Origin of the sequence: Rhodanobacter sp. Soil772 (genome assembly GCF_001428385.1) — a bacterium.
Lineage (GTDB): Bacteria > Pseudomonadota > Gammaproteobacteria > Xanthomonadales > Rhodanobacteraceae > Rhodanobacter.
The window spans coordinates 906081-921636 of record NZ_LMSK01000001.1 but is presented as its reverse complement, the minus strand read 5'-3'; the positions used below and the strand labels follow the sequence as shown (position 1 = coordinate 921636).

Genomic DNA, 15556 nt, shown 5'->3' with positions numbered 1-15556 from the left:
TGGCTGCGACACGGCCCGTCGTCGCGGCTTGCCGTGCGCGATACGGCCGGCACCAGCCGATCCAAGGCTCGTCTGAAGCAAGGCAGTAGCGGCTGAATCCGCTCATCTGGCTGACCCAAGCGAATGCATACACCGGATCCGAATTCGATGCAGGTCGATACAGGGGCGACGGCGGCGTCCAGCGAGAGTTTCTATGCCGCGTTGTCCGAGATCGGCCAGCTGCTGGTGCGCTCGCTGGAGCCGCCGGTGCTGTACGAGGCGGTGATCGAGGTGCTCGAGCGGCGGATCGGTGCGCGGCTGGTGATGGTGGGGGAGCTGGATCGAAGCAGCGGGTGGCTGCGGCGGATCGCGCCCGCGCAGGTGGCGCCCGAGATGGCCGACATCTACCCCGAGCGCATTCCGTTCTCGCTGGCGCGGCCGGCGTTCTGGCAGGGCGAGCCGCAACTGGAGGCCGATGTCCGCCATGCCGAAGGCCTGGAGATGTTCCGGCCGGCCTATGTGCGGCATGACGTGCACGCCGTGGTCGCCGTACCGGTGCTGAAGTTCGGCGAGGTATGCGCGGCGCTGGTGATACGCGCTTCCCGGGCTGGCTTTTTCACGGCGCGGATGATCGAGCTGCTGCAACAGGCGGCGGCGAGCATCGGGCTGGGGCTGGAAGCGCATGAACAGCGCACGCGGCTGCTGCAGTCCGTGCAGGACGAGGCGCGCCAGCGTCGCGCGCTGCGCTTGCTCAGCGAGATGATCAAGCTGGTCACCCACAGCGCGGACGAGCAGGCGCTGCTGGCCGGGGCCTGTCGCGTGGCGCGATGCATCGGCGGCTACCGCGTCGCCTGGATCGGCTTGCTCGATGAAGATGACCCGGCAAGTTTGCGGGTGCGGGCGCAGGAGGGACTGGCCGACGGCATCGCGGCGAATTTCCGTTTCGCCCCGGGCGACGGCGCGCATGCCGGAGACGCCGTGACGCATGCGCTGTCGAGCGGCCAGGCGCAGGTCAGCCATCCGGCGGGGGCGCATCACCTGGATTGGACGCCCGGCGCCGGCATGTCCGGTGTGCGTGCGCTGCTGGCGCTGCCGTTGCGGACGGACGGGGCGATCGTGGGCTGCTTCGTCATCGGCGCGGATGAGGTCGACGCGTTCAGTGCGATCGAAGTCCAGGTCTTTGCGGAAATGGCGGTCGAGCTGGGCCTGGGTATCCAGATGCAGTGCGCACAGGCGGCCCGTCTGGCGGCGGAGCAGGAGCTGCGCTTCAACCTGCAGCATTTTCACACCATCCTGTCCAAGCAGTACGCGGGCATCCTGGTGATGTCCGAAGAGCATCGGGTGAGCTTCGCCAACGAGGCGTTCTGCACGCTGTTCGGCCTGTCCGAGACGCCGGCGGAACTGGAAGGGCAGCCGATGGAAGCGCTCTATGCGCGTCTGCAACCGGTTTACCGGGACCCCGAACGCGAATGGCGCAGGATTCAGGAGATCATGGCCGCCGACGCGCCGGTCAAGGGCGACGAGGTGGCGATCAAGGGCGGGCGCACCTTCCTGCGCGATTTCACTCCGATCCGGATCGATGGCGTAGCGCAGGGGCGGCTGTGGCACCAGCGCGACATCACCGAGCAGAAGATGCACGAGGCGCGGGTCGAGCGGCTGGCCTTCTACGACGTGGTCACCGGCCTGCCGAACCGGCGGCTGCTGTTCGAGTTGCTGGAGCAGGCGCGCACGCGGGCCACGAAGCAGGGCACCCTGCTGGCGGTGGGCGTGCTCGACCTCGACCGCTTCAAGAGCGTGAACGACACGATCGGCCATGGCGGCGGCGACCACGTACTGGCCGAAGCCTCGGCACGGATCCTGGGCATGTTGCGCGAGGCCGACGTGCTGGCCCGTTTCGGCGGCGACGAGTTTGCGCTGGTGATCTCCGGGCTGGACAGCCGCGAGCAGCTGGACGTGATCAGCCGCTGCATCCTGCAGGCGCTGCGGGCGCCGCTCAACCTGATGGGCGAGCAGTTGTACCTGTCCGCCAGCGTAGGCTGGACCCTGTACCCGCTGGACGAATCCGATGCGGAAGGCCTGGTGCGGCACGCCGACCTGGCGATGTACGCGGCGAAGGAAGAGGGCAAGGATCGCGGCTTGCTGTACGAGCCGGCGATGGAACTGGAGCAGGTGCGGCTGCAGGCGATGCGCGAGCGGATCGCGCAGGCGCTGCTGCAGTCGCGCCTGCAACTGCTGTTCCAGCCGATCGTGTACATCGACGGTTTGCCGGGCCTGCACGGCGTGGCCGGGATGGAGGCGCTGCTGCGCCTGAGCGACACCGATGAGCTGATCGAGCCCGCGAAGTTCATGCATGTACTGGACGACCCGCAACTGGCCCGGCCGATCGGCCGCTACGTGCTGGACGAGGCGCTGCGCTGCTGCCAGTCGTGGATGCGCTCGGGCATCTCGGTCCCGGTCTCGATCAACATCAGCACCCGCCATCTGCTGCATCCGGCGTTCTTCATCGACATCGACGCGGTGCTCGACAACTACCCGGACGTGATGGACGTGGGTTTCGGCATCGAGGTGACCGAAACCGGCCCGTCGATGGATCACGCCCGCGCCAAGGTCGTCATCGAGGAATGCCGCCGGCGCGGCATTCGCGTGGGCCTGGACGATTTCGGCACCGGCAGCGCGTCGCTGAGCCACATCCAGAAACTCGACATCGAGCACATCAAGCTCGACCAGAGTTTCGTGCACGACATCCTCAGCGACGAGCGCAACGTGGCGATCGCGGCGGGAGTGATCACCACCGCGCGCATGCTGGCCAAGACGGTGATCGCCGAAGGCGTCGAGACGGCGGAGCAGGGCGACCTGCTGGCTTCGCTGGGATGCCACCAGTTGCAGGGGTTCTCGATCTCCCGGCCGATGCCAGCCGCGGCGGTGCCGGAGTGGGTCGCCGGCTGGGTGCCGCCGGCGTCGTGGGGCAGTCTCGTCAACGAGCGCCAGTCACTGCTGGCCAGCCAGACGGACGGAGTCTGAAAGTGTTGCGCGTCATGGCTGCGGCAAGGCGGGCGCCACAACGGTGGTGCGGGCGGATCACAACATCTAAGATCCAGGTCATCGCTCGGGCGGTTCGCACGCCCGGCAGGAGCCCAGCATGAAACCCGTGAACGCCCGTCAGGGCATCATTTCGTTGAAAATCAAGGATGCGGCCTCGCTGTACAACGCCTACATGCCGTTCCTCAAACATGGTGGCCTGTTCGCGGCGACGGCGCAGTCCTATTCGCTGGGCGACGAGGTGGTGCTGCTGGTGACCCTCGCCGAGGAAACCGAGCGCCTGTCGGTGGTCGGCAAGGTGGTCTGGATCAGCCCGGTTGGCGCGCAAGGCAACCGCACCGCCGGCATCGGCATCCACTTCAACGAGTCGGGCGATGCCGAAGCCGCCCGCAGCCGGATCGAGAACATCCTGGCCGGCACGCTGAACTCCGAGCGCCCTACCCACACGATGTGATGCGCGTATCGCGCAGGCATCACGAAATTGCGGCGTTAATCCGCACGCGGTCGGTCGTCAAGGCTTGTTGTACCCCCGCGCACTGATACAATGAGGAGATTCGCGAATTCATCTCGCGAAATGTCGGACGCGCGCGGCTGCCACGCCTGCGGGCGGGGCTGTGCAGCCCATGGCCGTGCCGGCCTGCCGAATCGAAATCGTCGGACCGTGAATGGCTGAATTCAGACCCCCACGGTCACTGATGCGCCCTCGGGTGCGGAGGTAAGTTGCATCGTGCTTGCCGAATACTGGCCTGTCCTGTTGTTCATCGGCGTCGCCGCCGGTCTTGGCCTGGTGCTGCTGGTCATCGGCCTGCTGGCCGGACCGCGCCGCCCCGAGGCCGACAAACTCTCGCCCTACGAGTGCGGCTTCGAGGCGTTTGAAGACGCCCGCATGCGCTTCGACGTGCGCTACTACCTGCTCGCCATCCTGTTCATCATCTTCGATCTGGAAATCGCCTTCCTGTTTCCGTGGGCCGTGGTGTTCCAGCAGATCGGCATGATCGCGCTGATCGAAATGGGGCTGTTCCTGTTGCTGTTGGTGGTCGGTTTTGCCTACGTGTGGAAGAAGGGAGCACTCGAATGGGAGTGATCGATTCCGTCAGCCGGGTGATGCACAACCCGGATCCGCTGAACCTGGTCGACGACATCCTGCTGCCGGCCAGCGACAACCCGGTGGTACAGCGCGGCTTCGCCACCACCAGTGTCGATGCGCTGATGAACTGGGCGCGCACCGGCTCGATGTGGCCGATGACGTTCGGCCTGGCCTGCTGCGCGGTGGAGATGATGCACGCCGGCATGTCGCGGCTGGACCTGGACCGCTACGGGGTGATCTTCCGCCCCAGCCCGCGCCAGTCCGACGTGATGATCGTGGCCGGAACCCTGGTCAACAAGATGGCCCCGGCGCTGCGCAAGGTCTACGACCAGATGCCCGAGCCGAAGTGGGTGATCTCGATGGGCAGCTGCGCCAACGGCGGCGGCTACTACCACTATTCCTATTCGGTGGTGCGCGGTTGCGATCGCATCGTGCCGGTGGACATCTACGTGCCGGGCTGCCCGCCCACGGCCGAAGCGCTGATCCACGGCATCCTGCAGTTGCAGAAGAAAATCCGCCGTACCAGCACCATCGCGCGCTCTTGAGCGGCACACTCTGAAGGCGCAGTCATGACTGACACGCAAAAGACCTCGCTGGCCGGGCAGCTCGCTGCGCGATTCGGCGATACGCTGACCATCACCACGGTACGCAACGAGACCGTCGCCGAACTGGCCGCCGCCGATCTGATCGCCGTGGCCACGGCGCTGCGCGACGAACCGGCGTTCCGTTTCAGCGAGCTGATCGACCTGTGCGGCGTCGATTACCTCGGCTACGGCCAGACCGAGTGGGATACCGAAACCGTCTCCGGCACCGGTTTCTCGCGCGGCGTGGAAGGCCAGGCGCAAGGGCGCTTCGACTGGGCCGGACGCCCGCGCGGCGACGGCGAGAACCAGCCGCGCCGGTTCGCCGCGGTGATCCAGCTGCTCTCGATCGAACACAACCGCCGCCTGCGCCTGCGCGTGTTCTGCGCCGACGACAGCCTGCCGGTGGTACCGTCGCTGACCCTGGTGTGGCCGGGCGTGAACTGGTTCGAGCGCGAGACGTTCGACCTCTACGGCATCATTTTCGATGGCCACCCCGACCTGCGCCGCATCCTCACCGACTACGGTTTCGTCGGCCATCCGTTCCGCAAGGACTTCCCGCTGATCGGCAACGTCGAAGTGCGCTACGACCCCGAGCAGAAGCGGGTGATCTACGAGCCGGTGTCGATCGAGCCGCGCGTGCTGGTGCCGCGCACCATCCGCGACGATGCCGACCTGATGCAGGCCAAGGCCGAAGCCGCCGACCACTGGCGGGAGAATTGAGCATGCAGGAAATCCGCAACTACACGATGAACTTCGGCCCGCAGCATCCGGCCGCGCACGGCGTGCTGCGCCTGATCATGGAGATGGACGGCGAGACCATCGTCCGCGTCGATCCGCACGTGGGCCTGCTGCATCGCGGCACCGAGAAGCTGGCCGAGTCCAAGCCGTTCAACCAGTCGATCGGCTACATGGACCGGCTCGACTACGTGTCGATGATGTGCAACGAGCACGCCTACGTGCGCGCGATCGAGACCCTGCTGGGCATCGAGGCGCCGGAGCGGGCGCAGTACATCCGCACCATGTTCGACGAGATCACCCGCATCCTGAACCACCTGATGTGGATCGGCTCGAACGCGCTCGACCTCGGCGCGATGGCGGTGATCCTGTATGCGTTTCGCGAGCGCGAGGAACTGATGGACGTCTACGAGGCGGTGTCGGGCGCGCGCATGCACGCCACGTACTACCGTCCGGGCGGCGTTTATCGCGACCTGCCCGAGCAGATGTCGAAGTACCGCGAGTCGCCGTGGCACAAGGGCGCCGACCTGAAGCGCATCAACAGCTGGCGCGAAGGCTCGATGCTCGACTTCCTCGACGCATTCACCGCCGACTTCCCCTCGAAGGTGGACGAGTACGAGGAACTGCTCACCACCAACCGCATCTGGAAGCAGCGCACCGTCGGCATCGGCGTGGTCAGCCCGGAGCTGGCCCAGCAGTGGGGCATGACCGGCGCGATGCTGCGCGGCTCGGGCGTCGAGTGGGATCTGCGCAAGAAGCAGCCGTACGCGAAGTACGCCGAGATGGATTTCGACATCCCGGTCGGCGTCAACGGCGATTGCTACGACCGTTACCTGGTGCGCGTGGAAGAGATGCGCCAGTCGAACCGCATCATCCGGCAATGCGTGGAATGGCTGCGCGCCAACCCCGGCCCGGTGATGGTGCAGAACTTCAAGGTGGCGCCGCCGTCGCGGGTCGAGATGAAGGAGAGCATGGAAGCGCTCATCCACCACTTCAAGCTGTTCACCGAAGGCTACTGCGTGCCGGCCGGCGAAACCTACTGCGCGGTCGAGGCGCCGAAGGGCGAGTTCGGCTGCTACCTGGTTTCCGACGGTGCCAACAAGCCGTTCCGCGTGCACCTGCGCGCCCCGGGCTTTGCCCACCTGTCATCCATGGACACCATCGTGCGCGGCCACATGCTCGCCGACGTGGTGGCCATGATCGGTACCTATGACCTCGTGTTCGGCGAAGTGGATCGCTGAGCCGGCACGACGGAGAAACGCATGAAAGCCACCGGACATTTCGAGCAGGTCAGGAACGTCGACCCCCTCGCCGTACTCACCGAGCGCACCCGCCATCACATCGATGCATGGGTGGCCAAATTCCCGCCGGATCGCAAGCGTTCGGCGTTGATCCAGGCGCTGTTTGGCGCGCAGGAGCAGAACCAGGGCTTCCTCACCGACGAACTGATCACCGCCGTCGCGAAATACCTCGACGTGCCCTCGATCTGGGCGTACGAGGTGGCCAGCTTCTACTCGATGCTGGAGACCAAGCCGGTCGGCCGCAACAACGTGGCGATTTGCACCAACATCTCGTGCTGGCTCAACGGCGCCGAGGGCCTGGTGCGCCATTGCGAGAAGAAGCTGGGCATCAAGGTGGGCGAGAGCACGCCGGATGGCCGCGTCTACCTGAAGCAGGAAGAAGAGTGCATTGCGGCTTGCGTGTACGCGCCGGCGGCGACGGTGAACGGGCATTACCACGAGCACCTCACCATCGAGAAACTCGACGCGATCCTCGATGGCCTGACCCTCGATGGTCCCGCCGCGCACGGCCATGATGGGGAGAACCACTGATGGCTGTCGGACCCGCCCCGCAGGAACACCAGGTCGTCTACACCACGCTGCATTTCGACACGCCGTGGTCGATGGACAGCTACCTCCAGGTCGATGGCTACAAGGCGTGGAGGAAGATCCTTGCCGAGAAGCCCGATCCGGCGTCGCTGATCGACGAGATCAAGAAGAGCAGCCTGCGCGGCCGCGGCGGCGCGGGCTTCCCGACCGGTCTGAAGTGGTCCTTCATGCCGAAGGGCGACATGCAGAAGTACATTCTGTGCAACTCGGACGAATCCGAGCCGGGTACCGCGAAGGACCGCGACATCCTGCGCTACAACCCGCATGCGGTGATCGAAGGCCTGGCCATCGCGTGCTATTGCACCGGTTCGACCGTGGCCTACAACTATCTGCGCGGCGAGTTCCACCACGAGCCGTTCGAGCATTTCGAAGCTGCGTTGAAGGAAGCCTACGCAGCCGGCTTGCTCGGCAAGAACGTGCAGGGCACCGGGCTGGACGTGGACATCTACGCCGCGCTCGGCGCCGGCGCGTACATCTGCGGCGAAGAAACCGCGTTGATGGAGTCGCTGGAAGGCAAGAAGGGCCAGCCGCGCTTCAAGCCGCCGTTCCCGGCCAACTTCGGCCTGTATGGCAAGCCGACCACGATCAACAACACCGAGACCTACGCCTCGGTGCCGGCGATCCTGCGCAACGGCGCCGACTGGTTCCTCAATCTGGGCAAGCCGAACAACGGCGGCCCGAAGATCTTCTCGGTCTCCGGCCACGTCAACAATCCAGGCAACTTCGAGATCCGCCTCGGTACCCCGTTCAAGGATCTGCTTGAGTTGGCCGGCGGTGTGCGCAACGGCCACAAGTTGAAGGCGGTGATCCCCGGCGGTTCCTCGATGAAGGTGCTGCCGGCCGACATCATGCTCGAGAGCACGATGGACTACGACTGCCTGCAGAAGGCCGGTTCGGGCCTGGGCTCCGGCGCGGTGATCGTGATGGACGAGACCACTTGCATGGTCAAGGTTTGCCACCGCATCGCGCGCTTCTACAAGGCCGAGTCCTGCGGCCAGTGCACGCCGTGCCGCGAAGGCACCGGCTGGATGTACCGCGTGCTGACGCGCATCGTCGAGGGCAAGGGCACCGAGGACGACCTGCATCGCCTGAAGGCGATCGCCGGCCAGATCGAAGGCCACACCATCTGCGCGTTCGGCGAAGCCGCGGCGTGGCCGGTGCAGGGCTTCCTCGCGCGCTTCTGGAATGAATTCGAATACTTCGTGCAGCACGGTCACTCGATCGTCGATTCGCGCGAGGAAGTGACGGCATGAACGAGATGCTCGTACGCGCGAATCGGGAATCGGGAATCGGGAGTCGGGAATCGCAAACCGAAGCACGCTCGCTTCTCCCATTCTCCATTCTCCATTCCCCATTCCCGGTTTTCGAAGGAGTTGCTGCATGAGTACGCAGCCAACCAGCACCGCGCCCGACCTGGTCAACATCGAAGTCGACGGCAAGCCGACGCAGATCCGCAAGGGCGCGATGATCATCGAGGCGGCCGACGCGATCGGTGTGTCGATCCCGCGTTTCTGCTACCACCGCAAGCTGCCGATCGCCGCGAACTGCCGCATGTGCCTGGTCGACGTGGAGATGGGCGGCAGGCTGATGCCCAAGCCGCAGCCGGCGTGTGCTACTCCAGTAGCGGAGGGCATGAAGGTGATGACGCGCTCGGACAAGGCGCTGAAGTTCCAGAAAGACGTGATGGAGTTCCTACTGATCAACCATCCGCTGGACTGCCCGATCTGCGACCAGGGCGGCGAATGCGAGCTGCAGGACGTGGCGCTGGGCTATGGCCGCAGCGTCTCGCGTTTCACCGAGCGCAAGCGCACCGTGGCCGACGAGAATATCGGGCCGCTGGTCGCCACCGAGATGACCCGCTGCATCCAGTGCACGCGCTGCATCCGCTTCACCAGCGAGATCGCCGGCACCTACGAACTGGGTGGCATGAACCGCGGCGAGAACCTGCAGATCGGCACGTATATCGGCAAGACGGTGGAGACCGAACTGTCCGGCAACATCATTGATGTCTGCCCGGTCGGCGCGCTGACCAACAAGCCGTTCCAGTTCAAGGCACGCGCGTGGGAACTGATCGCCAAGCCCTCGATTGGCTATCACGACGCGCTCGGTTCCAACCTGTGGTTGCATACGCGCCGTGGCGAAGTGCTGCGCACGGTGCCGCGCGACAACGACGCGATCAACGAATGCTGGCTGTCCGACCGTGACCGCTACAGCCACCAGGGCATGTACGCCGCCGATCGCATCGGTGCGCCGGAAGTGAAGCGCAACGGCCAGTGGCAGACGACCACCTGGGAAGATGCCTTGCAGTTTGCCGGTGAGGCGTTGAAGAAGGTGCCGGGCAGCGACCTGGGCATCCTGGTGCACCCGGCCACCTCGAACGAGGAGGGCGACCTGCTGGTGCGGCTGGCCCGCGGCCTGGGCAGCGCGCACGTCGACCATCGCCTGCGCCAGCTCGACTTCGCCGACAACGCCGTGGCCCAGCCGTTCACGCTGCCGGTGGCGGAAGTCGAGCAGATCCGGGCCGCCTTGCTGGTCGGCTCCGATCTGCGCCACGAAATGCCGCTGCTGAACCATCGCGTGCACCAGGCGACCAAGAAGGGCGCCAAGGTCTACGCGGTCAATCCGGCGCATTTCGATTTCAACTACAAGCTGGCCGGTGAGGCGATCGTGGCACCGCAGGCACTGGTCGATGCGCTGCTGGCGCTGGCCAGGGCCGCCGTGACCGCAGGCGTGACCGCACCGGCTGCACTGGCCGACGCGATCGCTGCGGCGCAGAGCGACCAGGGCGACAGCGACGCGATCGCCGCGCTGAAGTCGGGCAAGGCGGTGGTGATTCTCGGCGAAGCCGCGGTGACTCATCCGCAGGCGTCCTGGCTGCGCGCGATCACCCGTTTCATCGCCGACGCCACCGGTGCCGGTTACGACGAACTGCCGGTCGGCGCGAATGGCGTTGGCCTGGCGCGACTCGGCGTGGTGCCGGGCAACGGCGGGCTGGATGCGCAGGCGATGCTGGCGCAGCCGCGCAAGAGCTACGTGCTGTACGGCGTCGAACCGCCGCACGATTTCGCCGATGGCGGTGCGGCCTTGAAGGCGCTGCGTGGCGCAGACCAGGTGGTGGCGTTCAGCGCCTACGCCAGCGCCGCGCTGCGCGAGGTGGCCGACGTGATCCTGCCGATCGCGCTGCTGCCGGAGATCGATGCGACCTTGGTCAACGTCGATGGACTGGCCCAGGGCGTGGCGGCCGGCGCGAAGGCGCCCGGTCAGGCGCGACCGGGCTGGAAGGTATTGCGCGCGCTGGGCGGTGCCCTGCAACTGGCCGGTTTCGAGTTCGACGATCTCGCCGGTTTGCGCGACGGCATCGTCGAGCGTACGGCGGCGCCGCGCAGCGGCCTGGCCGCACGTGCGGCCGTCACCGGCCTGACCCGCCTGGCCACCTGGCCGATCTATCGCACCGACGCGGTGCTGCGTCGCGCGACGGCACTGAATGCGCATCCGCTCAATCGCGCCCCGGCGGTACGTCTGAATGCGGATGAGGCACAACGGCTCGACCTTTCCAGCGGTGGTCAGGTGCGCGTTGCGGACGTGTTGCTGCCGCTGGTGATCGATGCGGCCGTGCCGGATGGCACGGCATGGATCGAGGCCGCGCAGGACCTCACCGCCACGCTGCCGCCGTATGGCGCGTCCATCACCCTGAGCAAGGCTTAAAGCAGATGCTTGATCAACTCATCCATCAGCTCGTCGTGCCGGTCCTTTACATCCTGGCGATCGTGTTGCCGCTGGTACTGGCCGTGGCGATGTTCGTGTACTGGGAGCGCAAGGTGCTCGGCTGGATGCACGTGCGCATGGGGCCGAACAAGATCGGTCCGTTCGGCCTGCTGCAGGCCTTCGCCGATGTGACCAAGCTGCTGATCAAGGAAGTGATCCTGCCGACCAAGGCGAACCGCTTCCTGTACTACATGGCGCCGATGATCGCGTTGATCCCCGCGCTGGCGGTGTGGGCCGTGGTGCCGTTCAGCAGCACGATGGTGCTGTCGAACGCCAACGCCGGCGTGCTGTACCTGCTGGCGATGACCTCGATGGGCGTGTACGGCATCATCATCGCCGGTTGGGCGTCCAACTCGCGCTATGCGCTGCTCGGCGCGATGCGTTCGGCGGCGCAGGTGATCTCCTACGAACTGGCGATGGGCCTGTGCCTGGTCTGCGTGCTGGTGCTGGCCGGTTCGCTGAACCTCACCGAGATCGTCAACGCGCAGGCCGGCAGCAAGGGCATCTTCGACTGGTTCTGGCTGCCGCTGCTGCCGGTGTTCGTGATCTATTTCATCTCCGGCGTGGCCGAGACCAACCGCGCGCCGTTCGACATGGCCGAGGGCGAGTCGGAGATCGTGGCCGGCTTCCATGTGGAGTATTCCGGCTCGGCGTTCGCACTGTTCTTCCTGGCCGAATACGCGAACATGATCCTGGTCAGCTTCCTGGCCGCGGTGCTGTTCATGGGCGGCTGGCTGTCGCCGTTCCCGGCCTCGTGGGGTTTCATCGGCCATGGCGGCTTCCCCTGGCTGCTGATCAAGGCGTTCCTGTTCTCGTTCATGTTCCTGTGGTTCCGCGCCACGTTCCCGCGCTATCGCTATGACCAGATCATGCGGCTGGGCTGGAAGGTGTTCATTCCCATCGCCATCGCATGGGTTTTCGTGGCTGGCCTGCTGAAGTACTACGGCCTGGTCAGCATTGGCACGGGGGCTTGAGGCATCCGATGAATCGCATTACCGCCTATTTCAAGAGTCTGCTGCTGGTCGAGCTGTTCCAGGGCATGGGCCTGACTTTTCGCTACCTGTTCAAGCCGAAGTACACGATGCGCTACCCGATGGAGCACATCCCGAAGTCGAACCGTTTCCGCGGCCTGCATGCGCTGCGCCGCTACGCGAACGGCGAGGAACGCTGCATCGCCTGCAAGCTGTGCGAGGCGGTGTGCCCGGCATTGGCGATCACCATCGACTCGGCCCCGCGCGAGAGCGACGGCCAGCGTCGTACCACGCGTTACGACATCGACCTGTTCAAGTGCATCTTCTGCGGCTTCTGCGAAGAGAGCTGCCCGGTCGACTCGATCGTCGAGACCTCGATCCACGAATACCACTTCGAACACCGTGGCGAGAACGTGGTGAACAAGCAGCAGCTGCTTGCCATCGGCGATCGCTTCGAACAGCAGATCGCCGCCGACCGCGCGCAAGACGCGGCGTACCGCTGAGGCCTTTCGATGAATCCCCAACTGTTCCAACTCATCTGTTTCTATGCCTTCGGCTTTGTCACCGTCGCAGCAGCGTTGTCGGTGATCACGCTGAGGAACTCCGTGCATGCGGTGCTGGCGCTGGTGCTCACCTTCTTCAGCGCGGCCTGCCTGTGGATACTGCTCGAAGCCGAGTTCCTCGCGCTGGCGCTGATCGTGGTCTACGTCGGTGCGGTGATGGTGTTGTTCCTGTTCGTGGTGATGATGCTCGACATCGACCAGGCAAAAATGCGCGAGGGCTTCGTGAAATTCCTGCCGGTCGGCCTGATCGTGGCCGCGGTGATGCTGGTGGAGATGCTCGGCCTGATCGGCGTGCGTGCGATGCAGGCGCAGGTGATGGGCGCCGATCCCGCCATCGCCGCGGGCATGTCCAACACCGAGTGGCTGGGCCACGCGTTGTACACGACGTTCCTGCTGCCGTTCGAGATTGCCGCGCTGATCCTTACCGTGGGTATCGTGGCAGCGGTGGCGTTGACCCTGCGCGAGCGCCGCGCTGCGCGCTGGGAGCCGGCCAGTCAGCAGGTCAAGGTCAATCCGCGCGACCGTGTGCGCATCGTGAAGATGGCCGCGGTCCGTCCCGATGAACCGACCGCCCCACAGGAGCCGCAGCCATGATTTCGCTCGCGCATTACATCGTGCTCGGCGCGGTGCTGTTCTGCATCGCTGTCGCCGGCCTGTTCATCAATCGCAAGAACGTGATCGTGCTGCTGATGTCGATCGAGTTGATGCTGCTCGCCGTGAACATGAACTTCGTGGCGTTCTCGCGTTTCCTCGGCGACGTCTCCGGGCAGGTGTTCGTGTTCTTCATCCTCACCGTGGCCGCGGCGGAAGCCGCCATTGGCCTGGCGATCCTGGTGCTGCTGTTCCGTACGCGCAGCACGATCAATATCGCCGACATCGACAGCATGAAGGGTTGACCCGATGCAGCTTTCGACATCCATTCTGCTGATCATCGCGCTGGCGCCGCTGGTCGGCTGCGTGCTGGCCGGCTTCCTGGGCAGGTTCCTCGGGCGTGCCGGTTCGCATACCGTCACCATCCTCGGCGTGGCGGTTTCCTGCGCGCTGTCGTTCCTCGTGCTGTATCAGCTCACCCTGGGCGGTGCGGTCGAGTACAACCAGAACATCTACACCTGGTTCCAGATCGGCCCGTTCAACGCCAGCGTCGGTTTCATGGTCGACCGGCTGACCGCGATGATGCTGGTGGTGGTGAGCTTCGTGTCGCTGCTGGTGCACGTCTACACCATCGGCTACATGGCCGACGACGACGGCTACACGCGCTTCTTCAGCTACATCTCGCTGTTCACCTTCTCGATGTTCATGCTGGTCATGAGCAACAACTTCATGCAGCTGTTCTTCGGCTGGGAAGCGGTGGGCCTGGTGTCGTACCTGCTGATCGGCTTCTGGTACAAGCGGCCGACCGCGATCTTCGCCAACCTGAAGGCGTTCATGGTCAACCGCGTGGGCGACTTCGGTTTCCTGCTCGGCATCGCGGCGGTGCTGTATTTCCTCGGCACGCTGGACTATGCCACCGCATTCAGCACGGCGCCGTCGCTGCTCGGCAAGACCCTGCAGATCACCGCGAACACGCAGTGGGATGCGGCCACGGTGATCTGCATCCTGCTGTTCGTCGGCGCGATGGGCAAGTCGGCGCAGGTGCCGCTGCACGTGTGGCTGCCCGACTCGATGGAAGGCCCGACCCCGATCTCCGCGCTGATCCATGCCGCGACGATGGTCACCGCCGGCATCTTCATGGTGGCGCGCATGTCGCCGCTGTTCGAGCTGTCGGCTACCGCGCTGAGCTTCGTGCTGGTGATCGGCGCCACCACGGCATTGTTTACCGGCCTGATCGGCATCGTGCAGAACGACATCAAGCGGGTGATCGCGTACTCCACGCTGTCACAGCTGGGCTACATGACGGTGGCGCTGGGCGTGTCGATGTACAGCGGCGCGGTGTTCCACCTGATGACGCACGCGTTCTTCAAGGCGCTGCTGTTCCTCGGCGCCGGTTCGGTGATCATCGCGATGCACCACGAGCAGGACATGCGCTACATGGGCGGCCTGCGCAAGTACATGCCGGTGACCTGGCTGACCATGTGGGCCGGCTCGGTGGCGCTGGTGGCGGTGCCGTTCACCTCCGGCTTCTATTCGAAGGACGCGATCATCGAGGCGGTCGGCGAGTCGCATCGCTGGGGCGCGCATTACGCCTACTTCTGCGTGATGGCCGGCGTGCTGGTGACGGGGCTGTACACGTTCCGCCAGATGTACCTGACCTTCCACGGCAAGGAACGCTTCACCGTGGTCGAGCAGCATGGACACGGGCATGACGATCACGGCCATCACGAGCCGGGCGTGCTGGCGCATGCGCCGAAGGAGTCGCCGTGGGTGGTGACGGTGCCGCTGGTGCTGCTGGCGATCCCGTCGCTGCTGGTCGGTTTCTTCACCGTCGGGCCGACGCTGTTCGGCAACTGGTTCGGCAGCGCGATCCATGTGGAGGAGGCGAACAACGTGCTGGCCGAGATGGGACAGCACTTCCACGGTTCGCTGGCCATGGCGCTGCATGGGTTCACCCAGCTGCCGTTCCTGCTGGTGCTCGTCGCCTTCGTGATCACCACCTACATCTACCTGTTCAACCCGGCGCTGGCGGACCGGATCAAGTCCGCGCTGAAGCCGCTGTGGACGATGCTCGACCGCAAGTACTGGGTCGACGACGTGTACTTTGCGCTGTTTGCCCGTGGCGGCGTGCTGCTGGGTCGCGGGTTCTGGAAGGCCAGCGAGACGGCGGTGATCGACGGTGCGATGGTCAACGGTTCGGTGAATGTAATCCATCGCACCGCCGCGCTGATGCGTCGCCTGCAGTCGGGTTACCTCTATCACTACGCCTTCGCGATGATTCTCGGCTTGATCCTGCTGCTTGGCGGGTACTGGCTCATCGGTTCCGGGCCGGTCGGGCCATAAGGGAAACAGA

The 15556-nt window shown here is 65.2% G+C and carries 14 protein-coding genes; all 14 read left to right on the top strand.

Annotation, left to right across the window (positions count from 1 at the left end):
* Nucleotides 1–147: 147 nt before the first annotated feature.
* The 14 genes from ASG75_RS04340 to nuoL all read left to right on the top strand — a co-directional run bounded on the left by ASG75_RS04340 (nt 148) and on the right by nuoL (nt 15546).
* Nucleotides 148–3000 (top strand): EAL domain-containing protein, encoded by a 2853-nt coding sequence (locus tag ASG75_RS04340; RefSeq protein WP_056386047.1) that lies wholly within the window; start codon nt 148–150, stop codon nt 2998–3000.
* A 118-nt stretch (nt 3001–3118) separates the two neighbouring features.
* Entirely contained in the window at nt 3119–3472 is a 354-nt protein-coding gene (locus ASG75_RS04335; protein WP_056386045.1) for a PilZ domain-containing protein, read from the top strand.
* A gap of 273 nt (nt 3473–3745) precedes the next feature.
* Nucleotides 3746–4102 (top strand): NADH-quinone oxidoreductase subunit A, encoded by a 357-nt coding sequence (ndhC, locus tag ASG75_RS04330; protein WP_056386043.1) that lies wholly within the window; start codon nt 3746–3748, stop codon nt 4100–4102.
* Nucleotides 4093–4650 carry an NADH-quinone oxidoreductase subunit B gene (locus ASG75_RS04325; RefSeq protein WP_056386041.1) on the top strand — a complete coding sequence of 186 codons (558 nt, stop codon included), beginning with the start codon at nt 4093–4095 and terminating at the stop codon, nt 4648–4650. The genes ndhC and ASG75_RS04325 overlap by 10 nt, the downstream gene beginning before the upstream one ends.
* A 24-nt stretch (nt 4651–4674) precedes the next feature.
* Nucleotides 4675–5409, top strand: coding sequence for an NADH-quinone oxidoreductase subunit C (locus ASG75_RS04320; RefSeq protein WP_056386039.1), 735 nt, complete (start codon nt 4675–4677; stop codon nt 5407–5409).
* 2 nt (nt 5410–5411) lie between these two features.
* Entirely contained in the window at nt 5412–6665 is a 1254-nt protein-coding gene (locus ASG75_RS04315; protein ID WP_056386037.1) for an NADH-quinone oxidoreductase subunit D, read from the top strand.
* 21 nt (nt 6666–6686) lie between these two features.
* The gene (nuoE, locus tag ASG75_RS04310; RefSeq protein WP_056386035.1) at nt 6687–7256 is read left to right on the top strand and encodes an NADH-quinone oxidoreductase subunit NuoE; all 570 of its coding nucleotides are present in this window, start codon (nt 6687–6689) and stop codon (nt 7254–7256) included.
* Nucleotides 7256–8566: an NADH-quinone oxidoreductase subunit NuoF gene (nuoF, locus tag ASG75_RS04305; RefSeq protein ID WP_056386033.1), complete on the top strand. Its 1311-nt coding sequence runs from the start codon at nt 7256–7258 to the stop codon at nt 8564–8566. Before nuoE ends, nuoF begins: the two co-directional genes overlap by 1 nt.
* 127 nt (nt 8567–8693) lie before the next feature.
* Complete coding sequence (gene nuoG, locus ASG75_RS04300) at nt 8694–11018, top strand: NADH-quinone oxidoreductase subunit NuoG (RefSeq protein WP_056386031.1); 2325 nt, start codon at nt 8694–8696, stop codon at nt 11016–11018.
* 5 nt (nt 11019–11023) lie between these two features.
* Nucleotides 11024–12052 (top strand): NADH-quinone oxidoreductase subunit NuoH, encoded by a 1029-nt coding sequence (gene nuoH, locus ASG75_RS04295; RefSeq protein WP_056386029.1) that lies wholly within the window; start codon nt 11024–11026, stop codon nt 12050–12052.
* A gap of 8 nt (nt 12053–12060) precedes the next feature.
* Entirely contained in the window at nt 12061–12552 is a 492-nt protein-coding gene (gene nuoI, locus ASG75_RS04290; protein WP_056386027.1) for an NADH-quinone oxidoreductase subunit NuoI, read from the top strand.
* A 9-nt stretch (nt 12553–12561) separates the two neighbouring features.
* A complete protein-coding gene (locus ASG75_RS04285; protein ID WP_056386024.1) occupies nt 12562–13206 on the top strand; it encodes an NADH-quinone oxidoreductase subunit J in 645 nt (214 codons plus the stop codon).
* Entirely contained in the window at nt 13203–13508 is a 306-nt protein-coding gene (gene nuoK, locus ASG75_RS04280) for an NADH-quinone oxidoreductase subunit NuoK (RefSeq protein ID WP_007513213.1), read from the top strand. The genes ASG75_RS04285 and nuoK overlap by 4 nt, the downstream gene beginning before the upstream one ends.
* A 4-nt stretch (nt 13509–13512) precedes the next feature.
* The gene (nuoL, locus tag ASG75_RS04275; protein WP_056386022.1) at nt 13513–15546 is read left to right on the top strand and encodes an NADH-quinone oxidoreductase subunit L; all 2034 of its coding nucleotides are present in this window, start codon (nt 13513–13515) and stop codon (nt 15544–15546) included.
* The last annotated feature ends 10 nt before the right edge of the window (nt 15547–15556 follow it).